This is a genomic window from Polyangium spumosum (assembly GCF_009649845.1).
GTDB lineage: Bacteria > Myxococcota_A > Polyangia > Polyangiales > Polyangiaceae > Polyangium > Polyangium spumosum.
Genome location: NZ_WJIE01000001.1, coordinates 248347 through 268246, shown reverse-complemented (window position 1 = coordinate 268246; position 19900 = coordinate 248347). Strand labels below are relative to the sequence as shown.

Annotated in this window: 15 protein-coding genes; 8 read left to right on the top strand and 7 right to left on the bottom strand. The window is 69.2% G+C overall.

What is annotated here, in order from left to right; genetic code table 11:
- Window positions 1-11: 11 nt before the first annotated feature.
- The 3 genes from GF068_RS01175 to lspA (GF068_RS01165) form a co-directional block, all read right to left on the bottom strand.
- On the bottom strand, window positions 12-1034 hold the full coding sequence (locus GF068_RS01175; protein WP_153817445.1) for a prolipoprotein diacylglyceryl transferase: 1023 nt from the start codon (window positions 1032-1034) through the stop codon (window positions 12-14).
- A gap of 6 nt (window positions 1035-1040) precedes the next feature.
- Window positions 1041-1736, bottom strand: a complete 696-nt coding sequence (lspA, locus tag GF068_RS01170; protein ID WP_153817444.1) for a signal peptidase II — start codon at window positions 1734-1736, stop codon at window positions 1041-1043.
- Between the two features lie 91 nt (window positions 1737-1827).
- Window positions 1828-2466, bottom strand: a complete 639-nt coding sequence (gene lspA / locus GF068_RS01165; protein WP_153817443.1) for a signal peptidase II — start codon at window positions 2464-2466, stop codon at window positions 1828-1830.
- Between the two features lie 113 nt (window positions 2467-2579).
- Between lspA (GF068_RS01165) and GF068_RS01160 the strand changes: the two genes are divergently transcribed.
- Window positions 2580-4919 carry a DEAD/DEAH box helicase gene (locus GF068_RS01160; protein ID WP_153818305.1) on the top strand — a complete coding sequence of 780 codons (2340 nt, stop codon included), beginning with the start codon at window positions 2580-2582 and terminating at the stop codon, window positions 4917-4919.
- Window position 4920: 1 nt separating this feature from the next.
- On the opposite strand, the gene GF068_RS01155 is transcribed toward GF068_RS01160, so the two are convergent.
- Window positions 4921-5433, bottom strand: coding sequence for a hypothetical protein (locus GF068_RS01155; RefSeq protein WP_153817442.1), 513 nt, complete (start codon window positions 5431-5433; stop codon window positions 4921-4923).
- A 10-nt stretch (window positions 5434-5443) separates the two neighbouring features.
- Window positions 5444-6847 carry a sulfatase gene (locus GF068_RS01150; protein WP_153817441.1) on the bottom strand — a complete coding sequence of 468 codons (1404 nt, stop codon included), beginning with the start codon at window positions 6845-6847 and terminating at the stop codon, window positions 5444-5446.
- A gap of 94 nt (window positions 6848-6941) precedes the next feature.
- Here GF068_RS01150 and GF068_RS01145 point away from each other — a divergent pair, with 94 nt between their 5' ends.
- The gene (locus tag GF068_RS01145; RefSeq protein WP_153817440.1) at window positions 6942-9050 is read left to right on the top strand and encodes a DUF4139 domain-containing protein; all 2109 of its coding nucleotides are present in this window, start codon (window positions 6942-6944) and stop codon (window positions 9048-9050) included.
- 130 nt (window positions 9051-9180) lie between these two features.
- Here GF068_RS01145 and GF068_RS01140 read toward each other — a convergent pair whose 3' ends face one another.
- Window positions 9181-11001 (bottom strand): aconitase family protein, encoded by a 1821-nt coding sequence (locus GF068_RS01140; protein ID WP_153817439.1) that lies wholly within the window; start codon window positions 10999-11001, stop codon window positions 9181-9183.
- 378 nt (window positions 11002-11379) lie between these two features.
- Between GF068_RS01140 and GF068_RS01135 the strand changes: the two genes are divergently transcribed.
- From GF068_RS01135 to meaB, 6 genes are all read left to right on the top strand, one after another.
- Window positions 11380-11736, top strand: a complete 357-nt coding sequence (locus tag GF068_RS01135) for a roadblock/LC7 domain-containing protein (RefSeq protein WP_153817438.1) — start codon at window positions 11380-11382, stop codon at window positions 11734-11736.
- Window positions 11733-12200: a type II 3-dehydroquinate dehydratase gene (gene aroQ / locus GF068_RS01130; RefSeq protein WP_338046151.1), complete on the top strand. Its 468-nt coding sequence runs from the start codon at window positions 11733-11735 to the stop codon at window positions 12198-12200. Before GF068_RS01135 ends, aroQ begins: the two co-directional genes overlap by 4 nt.
- A gap of 115 nt (window positions 12201-12315) precedes the next feature.
- Window positions 12316-12792, top strand: a complete 477-nt coding sequence (gene accB / locus GF068_RS01125; protein WP_240806561.1) for an acetyl-CoA carboxylase biotin carboxyl carrier protein — start codon at window positions 12316-12318, stop codon at window positions 12790-12792.
- A 27-nt stretch (window positions 12793-12819) separates the two neighbouring features.
- On the top strand, window positions 12820-14157 hold the full coding sequence (gene accC, locus GF068_RS01120; RefSeq protein ID WP_153817437.1) for an acetyl-CoA carboxylase biotin carboxylase subunit: 1338 nt from the start codon (window positions 12820-12822) through the stop codon (window positions 14155-14157).
- A gap of 126 nt (window positions 14158-14283) precedes the next feature.
- Window positions 14284-18063 carry an FAD-dependent oxidoreductase gene (locus tag GF068_RS01115; RefSeq protein WP_153817436.1) on the top strand — a complete coding sequence of 1260 codons (3780 nt, stop codon included), beginning with the start codon at window positions 14284-14286 and terminating at the stop codon, window positions 18061-18063.
- A 13-nt stretch (window positions 18064-18076) separates the two neighbouring features.
- Window positions 18077-19093, top strand: a complete 1017-nt coding sequence (gene meaB, locus GF068_RS01110; protein WP_338046150.1) for a methylmalonyl Co-A mutase-associated GTPase MeaB — start codon at window positions 18077-18079, stop codon at window positions 19091-19093.
- Here meaB and nth read toward each other — a convergent pair.
- Window positions 19090-19899: an endonuclease III gene (gene nth, locus GF068_RS01105; protein WP_153817435.1), complete on the bottom strand. Its 810-nt coding sequence runs from the start codon at window positions 19897-19899 to the stop codon at window positions 19090-19092. The genes meaB and nth overlap by 4 nt on opposite strands.
- Window position 19900 lies beyond the last annotated feature (1 nt).

The following is a 19900-nucleotide window of genomic DNA, read 5'->3' as shown; positions in this document are numbered from 1 at the left end:
AACACCCTCTCTCAGGCCGCCGCCGTCTTGACGGTCGGGGGGCGCGGAGGCGCGGCGGAGGCGCGGAGGCGCTGCTTGTGCAGGGCGAAGGCGAGCCCGCAGATCAGCAGGCCGATGAGCTGGGAGGTGGAGAGGCCGAGCAGGGCGCCGCGATCGTCGGCGCGCAAGAACTCGAGCAGGAAGCGGCCGATGGCGTAGAGGCCGAGGAAGGCGACGAAGACCTGGCCGTCGTAGCGCTTGCGGCCGTGCACGTAGAGCAGGCAGAAGGCCGCGATCGCGAACGAGACGGCCGACTCGTAAATCTGCGTCGGATGCACGGGGTGCGAGACGTGGTTCAGGCCGGGCAGCTCGTGGAGCTTCCACTGCGCCTCACTCGCCGGGCTGTTCGGCGGGAACGCGAGCCCGAGCGGGCCGTCCGTGCGCACGCCGAAGCAACAACCCGCGAGCAGGCAACCCATGCGCCCGAAGCCGAGCCCGAGCGGCACGGCGAACCCGGCCATGTCCGCGGCTTTCCAGAAGGGAAAACGGTCACGCTTGAGCAGGTACACCGCCATCAGCGACGAGCCGATGAACCCGCCGTAATACGCGAGCCCGCCCTGCCAGAACTTCGCCCACGCGAAGCAATCTTGCGCCGGCGGATGACAGACCCCGCGCGAAGCGTCCCAGACCCCGCGCGCCGCCCGCACCTCCTCGCCGAACGGATACCAGCCGAAGAGGTTCACGCCCGATCCACGCGGGACGAGCTGGTTGCACTGGGCCTCGGTGTAGGGCCAGTCGACCTTCGAAGGATCCGTGCAGAGGTGCACGTAGTCCCAGAAGTAGCCGTCCGCGATCACGTGGAGCAGGCGCCCGCCGACGACGCCCATGAGCAAGCACGCGAGGCCGAGATCGACGACGACGTCCGGGTCCTGCCCGATGCGCCGGGCCCACATGGAGCCGATCGCCGTGGCGAACAGGAAGCCCGCGAGCAGCAGGCCGAAATAGGCCGGGAACCCGATGTCGAGGTAGAAGACGCGGAAGAGCTCGGGTCGCATGACTCCTCAGGGAGAGGTTTCTTCGGCCTTCTTCGGCGGCTCGTCCTTCTTGCGCGCCGTGAACATGTCGACGCCCATCAGGATCACGCCGGCTACGATCGCGATGTCGGCGATGTTGTACGTGGGCCAGTGGTACTCGCGCATCGGCCCCGAGATCTTCTCGACCAGCTTGTCGAGCCCCGTGCCGTTGCCGATGTACATGTCGATGAAGTCGATGACGTGCCCGTAACGGATGCGATCGACGAGGTTGCCGAGCGCGCCGCCGAGCACGAGGGGCAGGCCCCACTTGAGCGCCGTCTGGCTCGGGGTGAGCTTGCGGTAGAGCGAGACGATGAAGGCGACCGCGACGATCGAGACGATCACGAAGAACGGCCTGCGCACGTTCTCGCTCTCGTTCTGCAAGAGGCCCCAGGCGCCGCCGCGGTTGTGCGCGAGCGCGAGCGCGAGGTAACCCTTGATGAGCTCGACGCGGGCGAACGGCTTGTCGAGGTTCTCGACCGCCCACCACTTGCTGCCGAGATCGAGCGCGAGCGTGACGGTCGCGATCACGGCGAGGAAGACGTACGAGGAGCGATGAGGAGCGGCCTTCGAGGCCTGCAGCGCCTCGCCGCCGCCCTTCTCCGCGGGCTCCGCGTTTGGCTCTTTCGCGCCCTCGCCCGTCGCCCCGGCGGCCTCTAGCTCCTCGGATTTCTCTTCCGTCATGGTCTTCGTGATGGTGCGCCCCGGGGGAGCGCCGAATCTCGCGTGTTCGGCGGTACCGCGAGGCGTGTCGGCTGTCCAGTGTCGAATGCGCTCACGCCTCTTCGGGAGGCGCGGTCGCCGCGGGCGGAGAGGGCTCGGCCGGCGCGGCCAGCTCGCCCGATCCGCCGTGTGTCTTGCGCGAGAGGAACGTGTCGAGGGCCATGAGCGCGACGCCGGCGACGATGGCGATGTCTGCGACGTTGAACGTCGGCCAGTGCATCTCGCGGCCGTTGCGGATGACGTAGAAGTCGATGAAGTCGATGACCGAGCCGTAACGGATGCGATCGACGAGGTTGCCGACCGCGCCGCCGAGCGCGAGCGGCAGGCCCCAGCGCATCGCCCACTGATCGCGGTGGATGCGGCGGTAGACCGAGACGATGAAGACGATCGCGGCCGAGGAGACGAAGAGGAAAAAAGGGCGGCGCAGGTTCTCGGGCAGGCTGCGGAGGAAGCTCCAGGCTCCGCCCGGGTTGAGCGTGTAGATGAAGTCGAAGTGATCCTTGATCACCTCGATGCTGCGCGTGCGCCCCTTCTCCCCGGAGAGCGCGGCCTTCGCCCAGCCCTTCGAGGCGAGATCGGCCGCGGCGGACACGACCGTGACCACGGTGAGGAAAAGCATGGAAGGCCGGTAGGCGTCGTTCGGAGGCGCCTCCGCGCGCTTTTCCTCGGGGTCTTCGCCGGTGCCGGTCATGGAGTCGGACGGTTGTACGCGATGCGCCACGGACCTGCAAAGCCGCCCAGGGGGGCCCCTTGTTCCCCGGGGCGTGGTAGCGCACCGCGATACATCCGTTTAGTATGCGCGCCATGCCGCTGCCGCCGTGGAAGCAGCCCGTGGGCGTCGATGCCGTGATCGAAGGCTGGCTCGCCTCGGGGTACGTGCGCCCTTGCCTCACCGCCGATCGGGCCCTGCCCGCGTCCGAGGGCGACTACCGCGAGATCCCCGCCAGCCTGCCCGACGCGCTGCGCCGGGCCCTCGCCTCCCGCGGGATCACGAAGCTCTACGCGCACCAGGCGGAGGCGCTCCGGGCGGCGCAGAGCGGCAAGCACGTGGTCGTCGCCACGCCGACCGCGAGCGGCAAGAGCATGTGCTTCCACCTGCCCGTGCTCTCGGCGCTGATGGCCGATCCCGACGCGAGCGCGATCTACCTCTACCCGACGAAGGCGCTCTCCCGGGATCAGGAGGCCGGGGTGCAGAAGCTCATCCGCGACGCGGGGCTCTCGATCCCGGCGATCGTCTACGACGGGGACACGCCGGGCGACGCGCGGCGGGCGGCGCGGGAGCGGAGCCCGATCGTGATGACGAACCCCGACATGTTACACGCGGGGATCTTGCCGCACCACGCGCACTGGGCGCGCACGTTCCAGCGGCTCAAGTACGTGGTGCTCGACGAGCTGCACACCTACCGCGGGGTCTTCGGCTCGCACGTGGCGCACGTGCTCGCGCGCGTGCGGCGCGTGGCCCAGTTCCACGGCTCGGATCCCGTGTTTTTGTGTGCGACGGCGACGATCGGCAACCCGGGCGAGCACGCGTCGCGCCTGCTCGGGGTGCCGGAGGATCGGATCTGCGTGCTCGGCGAGTCGGGCGCGCCGCGGGGGGCGCGGCGGCTCTTCGTCTACAACCCGCCCGTGGTGAACGCCGAGCTCGGCGTGCGGGCGAGCACGCTGAAGGCGTCGGTGCACCTGGCGGTGGCTCTCATCCGGGCGCGGGTGCCGACGATCGTGTTCGGCCAGTCGCGCAACTCGGTCGAGATCATGCTGAAGTACCTGCGCGATCGCGTGGGCGACGAGGTCGGTCCCGACGCGATCATGGCGTACCGCGGCGGTTACCTGCCGGAGACGCGGCGGCGCGTGGAGCACGGCTTGCGGGAGGGAGAGATCCTCTGCGTCGTGGCCACGAACGCGCTCGAGCTCGGCATCGACATCGGCGAGCTCGACGCGGTCGTCTGCGCGGGTTACCCGGGCAGCATCGCGGCGACGTGGCAACGCTTCGGCCGCGCGGGGCGTCGAGGCGGCACGAGCATCGCAGTGATGGTCGCGAACTCGACGGCGCTCGATCAGTACCTCGCGACGAACCCCGAGTACCTCCTGCGCGGGGAGATCGAGCAGGCGCGGATCGATCCGGAGAACACCGAGATCCTGATCCAGCACCTCAAGTGCGCGGCCTTCGAGATGCCGTTTTTGCGCGGCGAGGACTACCGCGGCATGGACCCCGAGAACACGGAGGCGGCGCTGCGTTTCCTCGCGGGGCACGGCGTGGTGCACGAGTCCGACGATCGGTTCCACTGGTCGACGGACGCGTACCCGGCGAACCACGTGAGCCTACGGACCGTGGGCTGGGACAACTTCGTGATCATCGATCGCGCCCAGGGCAAGGTCCTCGCCGAGCTCGACTTCCGCTCGACACACACGATGCTGCACGAGCAGGCGATCTACCAGCACGACGGCGAGCAGTACCAGGTGGAGAAGCTCGACTACGAGAACCACAAGGCGTTCGTCACGAAGGTCGAGCCCGACTACTTCACGACGGCGATGACAAAGCGAAAGGTGGCCGTCATCGAGGAGAGCGCGCGCGCGGCGCTCGGCCGGGCCACGAGCGGCTGGGGCGAGGTGAGCGTCGTGGAGAAGATCGTCGGGTACAAGAAGATCAAGTTCCACACGCACGAGAACACGGGCTACGGCGACGTGCGGCTGCCGGACATGCAGATGCACACGACGAGCTTCTGGCTGACGGTGCCCGAAGAGGTCTGCATGGAGCTCGGGCTCGGTCGCGCCGCGGCGATCGAGGGGATGCGCGGGATCGCGGTCGCGCTGGAGACGGTCTCGACGCTCGCCTTGATGTGTGATCCGCGGGATCTCGGGCAGACGCTCGGCGACGGCGGCGACGACGAGAACCAGCCGCCGCAGGCGTCGGGCGGGCCGCACGCGGGGTTCGATCCGACGATCTTCCTCTTCGACAACGTGCCCGGCGGCGTGGGTTTGGCGGAGCGGATCTACGAGTCGGCGCACGAGCTCGTGGCGCGGACGCGGCAGCTCGTCTCACGTTGCACGTGCCAGGCGGGCTGTCCGATGTGCGTGGGCGCGACGAGCGGAGACGGGATCCGAAAGAAGGCGGCGCTCGGGCTGCTCGCCTCGATCTTCCACTGAGTCAATCGTCGCGATCGGTCGCGTCGTCGTCGTCGTCCGCGTCGTCGGCGACGCGGGAGCGGTCCTTCGTGAGCGGCGGGTAGAGGTTGTCGACGAAGGCCTCGTTCATGACGCCTGCGATCCGCGTGTCCATCTCGCAGAGGTGGGCCCGCAGATCGCCGATGGCGAGCTCGAGCGCGGCCTTCAGCGTGCGCTGGCGCGGCAGCGACTCGCGTTCCATCGCGGCCCTCGCCTCCCCGAGGCGATCGCCGTCGGAGGCGTGTTGCTGGAACGTCGCCGCGCGGATCGCGCCGCGGTACCGCACGCGCTCGCGCTCCAGGAAATCGCGATACGCCTTCACGGCGCTGGAGAGCTCCTGGATGCTCGCGTCGAGCCGCACGAGCTCCTTCTTCAGCGCCTCCTTCTTCTCGCCCGGGAGCCCGGTCCGCTCCACGTGCGCGGCGAGCGTCGCGTAAATCTCCCGCGCCCACCGGAGGTGGCGCAGCCCCGAGGCGCCTCGCGTGAGTTTGTCCAAGGCCGCCTCCTCAGCAGGGCTTCTTCTTGTTCCTGCCCTTGAGCTTCTCGCGCATCTTCGGACAAACGTCCTTGATCGTGCCGCTCTTTTCCTTGTACGCGGCTTTGATCTTCTCGAACTCGTCCGCGTTTTTTTTCTTGAGGTCCACCTTCTCGGCGGGGTCGTCCTTCAGGTTGAAGAAGCGGTAACCGGAGTCGTCGCCCTCGGCGATGAGCTTCCAGTCCCCGCGGACGAACGCGCGGCGGCGGTCGTTGTCACTCGTGCGCGGCAGATCCATGATCACGTCGCGCTTCTCGGGCTCCGCGCCGTAGAGCTCGGGCACGAGGCTCGTGCCCTGCATGGCCGGATCCTTGGGCTGACCGAACATCTCGAGGATCGTCGGCGCGAGATCGACCCCGCTGCGCGGCTCGTCGATCTGGCGCGGCGTGATGCCCGGCGCGCGGATCATGAGCGGCACGTGCGTGAGGTTGTCCCAGAGCTCGAAGCCGTGGCGGTACAGGCCGTGCTCGCCGAACCCCTCGCCGTGATCACTCGAGATGATGATCGCCGTGCGCTTGCCCCACTCCTGCGACTCGACGAACTCGAAGAGCTTGCCGAGGTGCCCGTCGGTGAACGTGACCTCCGCGTCGTACTTGTCCCGCGTCGACTTGCCGTACGGGCCGATGCCGTCGTGCGGCATGTACTGATCGTGCGGGTCGAGGAAGTGGAACCAGGCGAAGAAGCGGCCGCCCGTGTTCGCCTTCTCCGAGAGGATCTTCTTCGCGAGATCGACGTGCTGCGGGCTCGTGACGTTCTTGTCCGTGGTGTTGTCGACCGAGAGGCCCGGGATGATCTCGTAGACATCAAAACCCTGTCGGAAGCCGGCCTTCTGGTCGAAATAGAAGTGCGCGTGGGCGGTCAACGTGCGCACGCCGGCCTTCTGCAAGAGCTCCGGGAACATGAGCACGCTGTCGGGGTAGTTGCCGAAGAAGTAGCCGCTCCGCTCGAGCTCGCTCGGATACCGGCCCGCGAGGAAGCCGCCGAGGCTCATCGCGGTGTACGAGGAGACGGCGTAGAAGCGCGAGTACGAGACCGCGCTCTTCGCGAACTTCGTGAGCACCGGCGCGATGTCGCGCGGATAGCCGAGCCAGGGCATGTCGGCCCGCAAGCTGTCGACCGTGACCACGAGGACGTTGAGGTCCTTGGGCAGGCCCTTCGCCTCGGGCGCCCCGGCCTTGGCGGCCTCGGAGGCGGTCGGAGCCGCGGCGGCCGCGCTCGTCGCGGGCGCGCTCGAGGCCACAGGCGCAGCAGCACTCGTGGCCTCGGCCGCAGGCGTGGAAGCAGGCTTCGGAGGCTGGGATTCGCCGTTCTGGGTGCAGGCAGCGGAGGCCCCGAGCAGGGCCAGGAGCGCGGTACGACGCAGAGCAGAGGGCATGGCGCCGGGGTTCTACCCCCGTTCGTGCCGGACGGCCGCGAAAACCGCACATTTTGCTGTAAGGCGGCGTATCCTCGCGCGTTCGAGGCAACGAATGAGCCGCTTTTCTCGCTTTCGACTGGGCACGGTGGGTGGACTTCTCCTTCTGACCTCGGCGCTCCCCCTCGCGGGTTGCGCGCGTGGGCCGGACGTCGCGAGCGGACTCGCGCTCCGCCGCGTGATCATCTACCGCAACGGCGTCGGCTACTACGAGCGCGCAGGGCACGTGGACGAGCCCGAGGTCGCGTTCAAGGTCCGCACGGAGCGCATCGGCGACTTCCTCGCCACGCTCGCGGTGATGGAGCAAGGCGGGAGCAGCGTGCGCAGCGCGTCGTTCCCGGTCGAGCTGGACAAGGACAAGGACGCCGAAGACGACGAAGAGGACGGCGAGGACGGCGAGGCCGAGCCCATCGCCGAGCACCGGATCGGCATGCCGATGCCGCCACCTCCGCCGAAGAAGAAAAAGAAGAAGGCAGACGATCGCGAGACGGTGCGGCTCACGCTCGACGGCGAGGAGCACGATCTCGTGGTCGGATACGTCGCGGAGACGCCGGTCTGGCGGCCCTCGTACCGCCTGGTGATCGCGAAGGCCGGCAGCGCCGGCGAAACGAAGGCGGATCTGCAGGCCTGGGGCATCGTGCAGAACCAGTCCGGCGAGGACTGGAACGGCGTGCGGCTCTCGCTCGTCGCAGGCGCGCCGCTCGCGTTCCAGGCGACCCTGGACAAACCCGTCGTGCCGCCGCGCCCGGTGGTGACGGATCAAGGCGAGGTGATCGCGTCGGTGCCCGTCGGCGAGACGAGCCTGCCCACGATGGCGCCGGCGGCCCCGCCGCCGCCTCCGATGGCCGCGCCGCAGGAAGAGGGCGGCGAGCGCCTCGATGATCTGCTCGCGGAGGCCGAGTCCGCGAAGGACGAGGCCTTCGCGGAGTACGACCGCGCGCCGACGACGGGCGCGACACGATCGACGGCGACGCGCTCGGCGCCCGCGAAGAAGGGCCGCATGGGCGCGAACTACGGCGGCGGAGTTCCAGCCGGCTCCGCCGCGCCCGCGCCGTATCCGACGGAGATGCCGCGCCCGGTGACACCGTCGAACCCGCGCAACGTGAACGCGCTGGCGGCCGTCGCGGTGGAAGGCGGCACCACGCGTTACGATCTCCCCTTCCCCGTCGACATCCCGAACAAGAGCGCGACGATGGTCCTCCTGCTCGCGCAACGCGTGCCCGGCGAGGCGATCTTCCTCTTCTCGCCGGACGGCGGCGTGCGTGACTCGTTCTCGCATCCGTTCCGCGTCGCGCGCTTCACCAACAACACGAAGGGCCTGCTCGAAAAAGGCCCGATCGCGGTCTTCGACGACGGCGCCTTCCTCGGGCAAGGCATGGTCGATCCGCTGCCACCCGGCGCCGTCGCCACGGTGCCCTTCGCCCTCGAGCGAGGCCTCGCCGTGACCACGGACCGCAAGGAGGACGAGCTCAGCGCGCGCCTCGCGAAGATCGACGGCGGCCAGCTCTACATCGAGCGCGACTGGGTCTACCACACGAAGTACACGATCAAGAACGGCACGGACTTCGACGCAAAGACACTCGTCAAGCACTCGCGCATCCCCGGCACGCGGCTCGAAAACCCGCCCAAAGGCACCGAGGACAACGTGGGCACGGGCAGCGCGCTCGTCCCGCAGACGACGCCGAAGCGCGCGACGAACGTGCTCGACGTGGAGGAGCGCCGCAGCTTCACGCGCCAGATCGACGCGCTCTCGCCGCTCGCAGACGACGCGGTGAAGGCCTACATGAACGACGCGCGCGCCGACAAACTCGTGGTGGCAGAGCTGAAGAAGGCGTGGGACGCGCGCGGGCGCCTGCGCACGGCGCTCGACGAGCGGAACAAGCTCCAGTCGGAGCAGGCGACGCTCGAGCGCGAGAGCGAGCAAGTCCGGCGAAACCTCAAGGCGATCGAGAAGATCAAGGACGACCCGCGCGACACGGTGTCGCGGCAGAACACCGAGAAGATGCGTCAGGACTTCACGGAGCGTCTCGGCAAGGCCTCGTCCCGCCTCGGCGAGATCACGAAGCGCCTGACGATCCTCGAGATCGAGGTGAACGAGCAGTCCGTGCGCCTGCGCGACATCCTCGCCTCGATCAAGCTGGAGAAGCCGCTGTCGAGTCCGTGAGCGGAGCGCCGCCGGGGTTTCACCCCGGACCCCAGGAGGGGGCTGTCCGCCCCCTCCACCCCGGACCAGGCACGGCCTGGACCGATGGTGGATGAACTGCGCAGCGCGCAGTTCATCCAGCGGGGAGCGATCAGGATTTGGAGGCCTTGGAAGAGCCAGGCGAGCGTGAGGTGCCCGCGTGCGTCCACGTCCGCTCGGCGCCGAGCGCGAGCCAGGTCAGCTCGATCGTTTGTTCTCCAACGATCACGCCGACCTTGTCACCCCAGGCCGCAGGCTCAGGCAAGGAGAGGCTTTTTTGTCCCTTCAAGCCCTCGAGCGAAGCTGGCGGCACCTCGAACGTCGCGATGCCTTCACTCGCGAGCGCGGCGACCGCAGTGCTCGGCACGAAGGGAGCGACGACGGCGCGGAGCGAAGGCAGGTCGATCGTCTTTTCCACGACGGCCCGCACCTCGTCGAGCGAGCGCAGCACGACCACGACGCCACCCGCGACGGGCGCACCCCCAGGAGAGACCTCCGCGACTTTGCCGTTGGAGCCCGAGCGCGACGCACCCTCGACCAGATCGAGGACGAGCGGCCCCTTCCACGACGCAGCCGGCGGCAACGCAGGCGACTTGCCCGCCGCCGCGCCCTCGCCCTTCTTGTCGCGGAGCACGAGCACGTCGTCCGTGGGCAACGCGCGCGGCACGGTCACGCGCACCGGGCGCTTGAACGATCGCGGATCCCCCACGGTCCCCGTGGCCACCGCATACGCGAGCGTCTCGGCCGAGGCCACGACGAACGAAGGCACACCCGGCACACGCGGAGCCGGCTCCGCCGTGCGCAGCGAGATCGTCCCCGCGGGCGGCGGATAAAGCTCACACGTCGTGACGCGCCGATCAGGCTCGATGATACGAGCCCCCGTGGCCACGAGATCCACGAGCGCGCCCGACTGCGCGAGGACCTCGAGCACCTGCCGCGAAGGCGGCGCCACGAGCAGGTCGAGGCGCGACGGGACGCGCTTCGACTTGAGCAGCATCGCAGCCGCGAGCATGTCGCGCAGGGTCACGCCCGAGTCGCCGCCGAGCACGACCTGACCCACGGGTTTGCCCGCGAGATCCCGCACGGGACGCACGACGCCCGCCTCGTCCATGAGCAGCGGATCGACCGTGCTGAGATCGATGGAGACGACCTCCTCGCACGGCGCGCCCGGATCCGGGACGAGGGCGCGGTGCGCCTTGGAGCGGCGCTGATCCCGCAGGAAGACCTCGGTCTTCTCGTCACTCACGAACAGGGCCGCAGCCGCGCCGACCTGCGGCGCGATGCCGCAGAGCACCGCGCGCTCCGCGACCGAGAGCAGCCGCGCGCTCGGGCCCGCGAACTCCAGCACGACCGGCGCGTGGTGCTCCGACTCGATGCGCCGCACGACCTCGTCGATGCCCCGGCGCAAGAGCTCGAGCGCGACGTCGCGCGCGCAGACGAACGGGCGCACGCGGCCCGAGAGGTGGATCTGCACGCTGCGCGGCGGGCGCACCCAGGTCGAGCCGGTCGCGAGGGCCTGACCGAGCTGGCTCGGCGAGACCACGAGCGTCAGCATCCCGACCCCGCCGACCGGCGCGAGGCGCGCGTCGTCCGTGAGCGCGAGCCTCGCCGGCGCGGCGAAGCGCTCGAGGTGCACGGGCGCGGGGAAGCCGATGCCGCCGCGCGCGATGGGCACGTTGTACGCGGGGAACTCCGGCGAGACGGCCTGAGGCGCGCCCGCGGCCACGTCGGCGAGCGCGCGCGCGTCGGTCACGCACGTACCGTCGTAGGCCACGGCCATCTCGACCGGGGTCTTCTTCATCCCAGCCGAGAGCGCCTCGCCGAGGGCCCTGCCGGGCGATCGCGAGAGGATGATCTGGTCGACCTTGACCTGGACCAGATCGCCTCGGAGCTGCGGATCGGCGGCGCGTCCCGCGAGGATCTTCTGGGGCATCGTGCGGGGGGGATCCCCGGCTCGTGCGCGCATTTCTTTGGGCCGTCCTTCTCGTTCGGTCGTTCGGAGACGTGTGGACAAACCAGGTGCCATCGCAAGGGCGCGATGGGCACGTAGCCGCGACGCACGTTAGCCGCTCGGCGGGACGAGGGTCAAGCGCCGGTTGGGGCGGGCCCGTAGGTGCGGGAATGGCCCGGTTGGCATCGGGATGCAAGAGGCAAAAGTGGCTCCCCCCAGACTCCAGAGACGACCGGAAGACGAAAAGAGCGGCCGGACGGACGGGGGGCCGGGGGGGGCTCACCGCAAATCCGCGGGTCTTCGAACGAACCTCCCCTTTCTTTTTCCCGTCCGCCTCTGGTTTCGCTAAGGTTTCAGCCCATGTTCCAGAGCGTCCTCAAGGAGGTCGTCGAAGGCACCGAGGGTGGCATCGCCAGCCTCCTCATGGATTTCGAGGGCATCCCGGTCGACAGCTACTCGAAGCCCGACGCCCCCTTCGACATCAACACGATCGGCGCGGAGTTCAGCGTCGTCATCAAGTCGATCCAGCGCGCGGCCCAGATGCTCGAGGCCGGCGACACCGCCGAGATCGCGATCCAGGCGGCGAAGGTCACGACGGTGATCCGCGTGCTGAACGAGCGGCACTTCGTCGCGGTCTCCGTGCGGCCGGACGGCAACGTCGGCAAAGCGAGGTACATGCTCCGCGTCAAGGCGCCCGTGCTGCTCAAGGACATGTGAGCGCCGGCGAAGCGCGCAAGCGGGTCCTCGTGGTCTCGGGGCCGAACCTCGACCGGCTCGGCAAGCGCGAGCCTTCCATCTACGGAACGACCACCCTCGACGACATCCACAAAGCCGTCGAGGAGGTCGCGCGGAGCGAGGGTGTCGACGTCGCCTTCCTTCAGTCGAACCACGAAGGCGAGCTCGTGACCGCGATCGGCCGCGCCGCAGACGAGGGCTTCGACGGCATCGTCATGAACGGGGCCGGCCTCACCCACACCTCGGTCGTGCTGCACGACGCCATCCGCGCGAGTGGCCTACCCGTGGTCGAGGTGCACATCACGAACACCGCGGCGCGCGAGCCATTCCGTCACCACTCGATCACGGCCGGCGCGTGTCTCGGCACGGTCGCGGGCTTCGGCCCTGCGTCGTACGTCCTCGGTTTGCTGGGGCTCGTGTATCACCTGCAGCACCGAGGCCGCTGACGTAGGACGTCACGCCCGTGACGTCCCTTGCCCTCGAATCTCCTTCCTTTTTGGCGGTCTTCCGCTAGAAAACACCCCGGCTCGGGCGGCTGCTTCTCGGACGAAGGGCCGCCTCATGCGCGGGAACGGGATCGGCATGAACATCGACCTCAAGCAGCTCCGGACGCTGCTTCGTGTCCTCGAGAAGCGCAACGTCACCGAGTTCGAGTTCGAGGACGAACACGCGCGCATCCGGCTCGTGCGCGGGACGAGCGGCGCGCGCGTCGTCGCCTACGAGGAGCGCGCCGCGCCGGTCGCTGGTGTCGCGCCGCCCGTCGCCGGTGCGGCTCAGCCGGCGGCGCCCACGGAGCCGGTCGACTACGTGACGTCGCCCTTCGTCGGCACCTTCTATCGCTCCCCTTCCCCGGACGCGCCGGCCTTCGTCGAGGTCGGGAGCGTGGTTCGAGAAGGACAGACGCTCTGCATCGTCGAGGCGATGAAGCTGATGAACGAGATCGAGTCCGAGCAGTCGGGCACGATCGTCGAGATCCTCGTCGAGAACGGCAAGCCGGTGGAGTTCGGGCAGAAGCTCTTCAAGCTCAGGCGCGCGTAGGGCCGCCGCGGCAGAGAGGTAAGCGCCTTGTTCGGCAAGATCCTCATCGCCAACCGCGGCGAGATCGCGATGCGCGTCGTGCGGGCGTGCCGCACCCTCGGCATCCGTACGGTTGCCATCCACTCGGACGTCGACGCGAGCGCGCCGCACGTGCGCTTCGCCGACGAGGCCGTGTGCGTGGGTCCGGCCGATCCGCGGCGCAGCTACCTCAACATCCCGCAGATCATCGCCGCGGCCGAGATCACGGGCGCCGAGGCGGTCCACCCGGGCTACGGGTTCCTCTCGGAGAACGCCGAGTTCGCCGAGCTCTGCCGGCGCTGCGGCCTGACCTTCATCGGCCCCACGCCCGCGGCGATGCGCCTCTGGGGCGACAAGGTCCGCGCGCGGGAAGCTGCGAAGCGGTTCGGCCTGCCGCTCCTCCCGGGCACGACCGTGCTGCGTGACGCCGAGGACGCCGCGGTGCAGGCCGCGCAGATCGGCTACCCCGTGATCCTCAAGGCCGCGGGCGGCGGCGGCGGTCGCGGCATGCGGGTCGTGCGTGACGACAGCGAGATCCGGCGCGCGTTCGAGACGGCGACGAGCGAGGCGCAGGCGGGCTTCAAGAACCCGGACGTCTACCTCGAGAAGTTCGTCGAGGAGCCGCGGCACATCGAGCTGCAGGTGCTCGGCGACAACCACGGCCACATCTTCACGTTCGGCGAGCGCGAGTGCTCCCTGCAGCGGCGGCACCAGAAGGTCATCGAGGAGGCGCCGAGCCCGGCCATGACCCCGGACAAACGCGCCGAGCTCTCCGCGGCCTGCACCCGCGCGCTCGTCGAGACGGGTTACACCTCGCTCGGGACGCTCGAGTTCCTGATGGATGAGCAGGGCCATCTCTACTTCATGGAGATGAACACCCGCGTGCAGGTCGAGCATCCGGTCACGGAGATGGTGACGGGCATCGATCTCGTGGAGAACCAGATCCGCGCCGCCGCGGGGGAGGCGCTCACGCTCCCGAGCGGGCGCGCGCTCGGCCTGCGCGGGCACGCCATGGAATGCCGGATCAACGCGGAAGATCCGCGCACGTTCGTCCCCTGGCCCGGCCTCATCACCGAGTACCTGCCGCCCGGCGGCGGCGGCGTGCGCGTCGACTCGGGCGTCTACGGCGGCTTCCGCGTGCCGAACAGCTACGACCCCATGCTCGCGAAGGTGATCACGCACGGCGCCACGCGCGCGGAAGCGATCGCTCGCATGCGCGCTGCGCTCGACGAGTTCATCATCGGCGGCATCCGCACGAACATCCCGCTGCACCAGGCTCTCCTCCGGGATCCGGACGTGGTCGCCGGCAAGATGTCTACCCGCACGATCGAACGACTACGGTTCTAGGAGGCCCCGAATAAGGCGAACGGGCCGGACAGGCGTGAGCGAATCTCCACGCGTCCCCTTCATTCGCCGGGGTGGCTTCCCCATATTTCATCGCTAAAGACAGCAGTCACGACAGGAACGCTGGTGATGCAAGACGGTCTGCAAGTCGACTTCTCCTCCTGGGTGAACGCCACCTCCGAGCCCTCCGACCTCGCCCTCGGCGAGCCAGGGTTCGAGTACGCCGATCTCTTCGACGCCGGCCGGTTGGCCGAGCTCACGGGGCGGTTTTACGCGTACTTCGAGGCCGCGGATCCCACGGGGTACGCGCGGTTCTCGAGCTACCGCGCGTGCCAGGGGAGCGGCATGAGCGCCGAGGAGATCTCGGAGGCCTTGCTCGCCGGCGCGCCGCACCTGTCGCGGTTCGTCGCGCGCCTCTTCGGCGTGGAGCGTGAAGTGGAGGCCCTCGCCGCGGGCGCCGAGGAGCGCTCGCCGCTCTGGGCCTTCAAGAAGGATTTCGCGAAGAAGCGCCTCTTCAAGCCCGGCGCGGGCAAGGCGTGGAAAGGCACGGCCGTCGAGGCTGCGCACGCGGCGCGGCGCGCGCTCGCCGCGGTCGGCGCGGAGTCGAGCCGGCTCGAGTGTGGCTCCGAGGCGGAGGAGCTCGCGGTCGCGCGGGCGACGATCGCGCTCGTCGAGATCGACGAGGTCGCGCGCAAGGCGGCGAAGTCCGGCGGCGCCTCGTGGACGCCGGAGCTGCACGAGAAGGCGGCGAAGGTGCGGGCCGCGATCGTCGCGGATCCGATGCTCTCGCAGGTCGCCGCGGCGGCCGTTTCCGTCGCGGGGGATGCGCCCACCGACGCGGAGGACGGCGTCGTCGTCGCGTTTGCGCTCGACGCGGTGGAGGCTTGGCTCGCGGCGCGGCGCGCCGATCATCACGACCCGGCGCGGCGCTGGTCCTCGCTCAAGGCGCCGCACAACCTCGATCACAACCAGCTCGTCCAGCTCCGCCGCGCCGACGAGAAGCTGCCCGAGCTCTTCGTCGGCCCCGAGCACGAGCGCCGCCATCGCGACGGCTTCGCGCTCACCGATCGGCGCGGCACCGCGCGCGAGGTCGAGAGCGAGGTCGACTACTGCCTCTACTGCCACGACCGCGACAAGGACTCGTGCTCGAAGGGCCTGCGCGACAACAAGACCGGCGCGATCAAGCCGAACCCGATCGGCGTGGCGCTGAACGGCTGCCCGCTGCACGAGAAGATCAGCGAGATGCACGTGATGCGTCGGGCGGGCGACTCGATCGCCTCGCTCGCGCTCGTCTGCATCGACAACCCGATGCTGCCCGGCACCGGTCACCGCATCTGCAACGACTGCATGAAGGCGTGCGTCTACCAGAAGCAGGAGCCGGTCAACATCCCGCAGATCGAGACGAGCGTGCTCACGGACGTGCTCGGTTTGCCCTGGGGCTTCGAGATCTACGGCCTGCTCTCGCGCTGGAACCCGCTCAACGTGAAGCGGCCGCACCCGCGCCCGTACATCGGCAAGAACGTGCTCGTCGTGGGCCTCGGGCCCGCGGGGTACACGCTCTCGCACCACCTGGCGCTCGAAGGATTTGCCGTCGCGGCCGTCGACGGGCTCAAGATCGAGCCGCTCCCGGTCGAGCTCACGGGTGACGCGACGCGGCCGCCGCGGCCCGTGAAGGACTACAAAAGACTCTACACGGAGCTCGACGAGCGCATCCTGCTCGGGTTCGGCGGCGTGAGCGAGTACGGCATCACGGTTCGCTGGGACAAGAACTTCCTCACGGTCCTCTACGTCACGCTCGCGCGGCACCAGAACTTCCGCGCCTACGGCGGCGTGCGGTTCGGCGGCACGCTCGATCTCGACGACGCGTGGAAACTCGGCTTCGACCACGTCGCGATCGCAGCGGGCGCGGGGCGGCCGACGATCATCCCGCTCAAGAACAACGTCGCGCGTGGTATCCGCAAGGCGAGCGACTTCCTCATGGCCCTGCAGCTCACGGGCGCTTACAAGCGCTCGTCGCTGGCGAACCTGCAGGTGCGCCTGCCGGCGATCGTGATCGGCGGCGGCCTCACGGCGATCGACACCGCGACCGAGCTCATCGCCTACTACATGATCCAGGCGGAGAAGACCGACACGCGTATCACGAAGCTCATCGCCGAGCGCGGCGAGGCCGCGGTGATGGCGTCCTTCGACGAGGAGGAGCGCGAGTTCGTCCTGGAGCAACGCGCGCACGCGGCGCAGATCCGCGAGGAGCGCGAGAAGGCCGAGCGCGAGGGGCGCGCGCCGAACCTGCAGAAGCTGCTCGACGCGTGGGGCGGCGTCTCGCTCGTGTACCGCAAGCGCGTGATCGACTCGCCGGCCTACCGCTTGAACCACGAAGAGGTGGCGAAGTCGCTCGAGGAGGGCGTGCGGTACATCGAGAACATGGCGCCGGTCGAGGCGGTCCTCGACGAGCGCGGCCACGTGCGCGCCATGATCTTCGAGCGCCAGAAGGTCGACGAGGCCGGCAAGTGGACGGCGAGCGGCGAGATGGTGGAGCTCGCGGCGCGCAGCGTGTGTGTCGCGGCGGGCACGAGCCCGAACGTGATGTACGAGAAGGAAAAACCCGGCACCTTCGCCTTCGACAAGAAGAAGCAGTACTTCCAGCCGCACAAGGCGTTCGTCGACGAGTCGGGCAAGCTGAAGGTCGAGGCCGTCGCGGATCCGCGCGAGGGCTTCTTCACGAGCTACAGCGACGGCGCGCACGCGGTGAGCTTCTACGGCGACAACCACCCGCACTACGCCGGCAGCGTGGTCAAGGCGATGGCGAGCGCGAAGGACGCCTACCCGCACGTGGTCTCGCTCTTCGCGAAGGACATCGAGCGCCTCGCCGAGGAGCCGCAGGCCACGCGCGACGAGCGGCGGCGCGCGCTCTTCGCGTCGCTCGACGACGACCTCAAGGCCGTGGTGGTGAAGGTCGAGCGCTTGACGCCGACGATCATCGACGTGGTCGTGCGCGCGCCCGCCGCGGCGCGGAAGTTCGAGCCGGGCCAGTTCTATCGGCTGCAGAACTACGAGGCCTCCTCGAAGGTCGTCGACGACACGCGCCTCGCGATGGAGGGCATCGCGCTCACGGGCGCGTGGGTCGACAAGGAGAAGGGCCTGCTCTCGCTCGTCGCGCTGGAGATGGGCACCTCGACGCGCCTGCTCTCTTCGCTCCGCGTGGGCGAGGAGGTCGTCGTCATGGGCCCGACCGGCACGCCGACCGAGATCCCCACGGGCGAGACCGTGCTGCTCGCGGGCGGCGGCCTCGGCAATGCGGTGCTCTTCTCCATCGCGAAGGCGCTCAAGGCGTGCGGCGCGAACGTCGTGTACTTCGCGGGCTACAAGAACGGCGAGGATCTCTTCAAGCAGGAGGAGATCGAGGCCGCGACGGATCAGGTCGTGTGGTGCACGGACGCCGGCGCGGAGATCGCCCCGCGCAGGCCCGTGGATCGGCACTTCCGCGGCAACATCGTGCAGGCGATGAAGGCCTACGCCGAGGGCGCGCTCGGCGGCGAGATGTTCAAGCTCGCGCAGGTGAGCCGCATCATCGCCATCGGCTCCGATCGCATGATGAACGCGGTGCGCGAGGCGCGGCACGGCGTGCTCGCGCGGCACCTGAACCCGAAGCACGTGGGCATCGTGAGCATCAACTCGCCGATGCAGTGCATGATGAAAGAGGTCTGCGCGCAGTGCCTGCAGCGCTGGGTGGATCCGGAGACGGGCAAGGAGCAGTTCGTCTTCACCTGCTACAACCAGGACCAACCCATCGATCGCGTCGACTTCAAGAACCTCTCGGCGCGCCTCCGCGCGAACAGCGCGCAGGAGAAGATCACGAACATGTGGCTCGATCGGATTCTCGCGAAGAAGCCCGATCTCCGGCGGGTCTAGGAGCGGACACGCCGTGCATCCGCTCGCCGAGAAGGTGCTCGCCCGGGACATGCGGGGCACGGCCCGGGCCTGCCGTCTGGCCGACGATCGCGCCGGCGACTACCTCACGATCCTGAAGGATCTCTTCCCGCACACGGGCCGCGCTTGGACCATCGGCGTCACGGGCAACCCCGGCGCGGGAAAGAGCACGCTGACGGATCGGCTCATCGCGGTCTTGCGCAAGCAAGGCAAGCGCGTCGCCGTCGTTGCGATCGATCCGACGAGCCCCTTCTCCGGCGGCGCGATCCTCGGCGATCGCATCCGGATGCAGGCACATTTCAGCGATCCCGACGTGTTCATCCGCTCGCTCGCGACGCGCGGCGCGCTCGGCGGTTTGTCTCGCTCTGCCGCGGACGTGATCCGCGTGCTCGACGCGTGGGGCGCGGACGTGATCCTCGTCGAGACCGTGGGCGTCGGGCAGGACGAGCTCGAGATCACGCGCACCGCGGACACGACGCTCGTGGTGATGGCCCCGGGCCTCGGCGACGACGTGCAGGCCATCAAGGCAGGCCTGCTCGAATGCGCAGACGTCTTCGCCGTGAACAAGGCGGATCGCGAGGGCGCAGACGCCGCGGTGCGAGACCTCGAGCTGATGATCGCGCTCGGTGGTGAGGTCGTGAAGGCAGGCGTGCACAGCCGAGGACACGCGGCCGGCGCGCTCGACATCCAGAAACAGGTGGTGCGGCACGACGCGAACAAGTGGATCCCGCCCGTGACGCGCACCGTGTCGACGCGAGACGAAGGCGTGGCCGCGCTCGTGACGCAGCTCGAAGCGCATCACGCGTGGCTCACGGGCACGGAGGCCGGCGCGGCGCGGCGGTTCGAGCGGCTGCGCGAGGCGATGCGCACGCAGCTCCGCGAGGCGCTGCTCGAAGCGGCCATGGCCGAGCTCGGCGGCGCGCTCGACGAGGCCGCGCAGGCCGTGGCGCATCGGCAGACCGATCCGTACACGGCGGCCGAGCGGCTCGTCACGGCCTTCCGCGGCCGTTAACCCTTCCGGCTCCCCTTCCCTTTCGCCGCGGCCTTCTTCGTGGCCGCCTTCTTCGTGGCCGCCTTCTTCGTCGCGACCTTCTTCGCCGTCGCCTTCTTCTTCGGCGCCTCGATGACCACGGCCGGCCGCTTCTTCGGCGGCTTGCGCCCCACGTTCTCCGCGGCGAACGCGCTCGGACAGGCGTCGTTCACCCCGCACGCGGCGCACGCGGGCTTCTTCGCGAAGCACACCCTTCGCCCGTGAAAGATCAAGACGAGCGACACCATGTTCCAGTCTTCGGGCGGGAAGAGCGCGCAGAGCGCCGGCTCGATCTTCTCGGGCTTCGTCTCCGTGGTCCAGCCGAGCCGCTGCGCGAGCCGCTGCACGTGCGTGTCCACGACGACGCCCTCGGGCCTGCCAAACGCGACGCCGAGCACCACGTTCGCCGTTTTTCGCCCCACGCCGGGCAGCTCCACGAGCTCGGCGAGTGTCCGCGGCACCTCGCCGCCGTGCTTCTCCGCGAGCTTCTTCGCGAGCCCGACGATGTTTTTCCCCTTCTGGTTGAACATCCCGAGCCGCTCGCGCAGCACCGCCGAGACCTCGGCGACCGGCGCCGCCGCGAGTGATCTCGCGTCGGGCCAGCGGGCGAACAGCTTCGGCGTGATCTGATTGACGAGCACGTCCGTCGTCTGCGCGCTGAGCACGGTGGCGACGAGGAGCTGGAACGGGTTCACATGGTCGAGCTCGCAGTGTGCGTCGGTGTGGATCAGGCGCAGACGCCTGAAGGTGTCCTGCGCGCGCGCTCGGGCCTGGTTCGTCGCGGTCATG

Coding starts and splice junctions, on each gene's coding strand:
- GF068_RS01175 (WP_153817445.1), bottom strand. CDS start 1,034: ATGCGACCCGAGCTCTTCCGCGTCTTCTACCTCGACATCGGGTTCCCG.
- lspA (WP_153817444.1), bottom strand. CDS start 1,736: ATGACGGAAGAGAAATCCGAGGAGCTAGAGGCCGCCGGGGCGACGGGC.
- lspA (WP_153817443.1), bottom strand. CDS start 2,466: ATGACCGGCACCGGCGAAGACCCCGAGGAAAAGCGCGCGGAGGCGCCT.
- GF068_RS01160 (WP_153818305.1), top strand. CDS start 2,580: ATGCCGCTGCCGCCGTGGAAGCAGCCCGTGGGCGTCGATGCCGTGATC.
- GF068_RS01150 (WP_153817441.1), bottom strand. CDS start 6,847: ATGCCCTCTGCTCTGCGTCGTACCGCGCTCCTGGCCCTGCTCGGGGCC.
- GF068_RS01145 (WP_153817440.1), top strand. CDS start 6,942: ATGAGCCGCTTTTCTCGCTTTCGACTGGGCACGGTGGGTGGACTTCTC.
- GF068_RS01140 (WP_153817439.1), bottom strand. CDS start 11,001: ATGCCCCAGAAGATCCTCGCGGGACGCGCCGCCGATCCGCAGCTCCGA.
- GF068_RS01135 (WP_153817438.1), top strand. CDS start 11,380: ATGTTCCAGAGCGTCCTCAAGGAGGTCGTCGAAGGCACCGAGGGTGGC.
- accB (WP_240806561.1), top strand. CDS start 12,316: ATGCGCGGGAACGGGATCGGCATGAACATCGACCTCAAGCAGCTCCGG.
- GF068_RS01115 (WP_153817436.1), top strand. CDS start 14,284: ATGCAAGACGGTCTGCAAGTCGACTTCTCCTCCTGGGTGAACGCCACC.
- nth (WP_153817435.1), bottom strand. CDS start 19,899: ATGACCGCGACGAACCAGGCCCGAGCGCGCGCGCAGGACACCTTCAGG.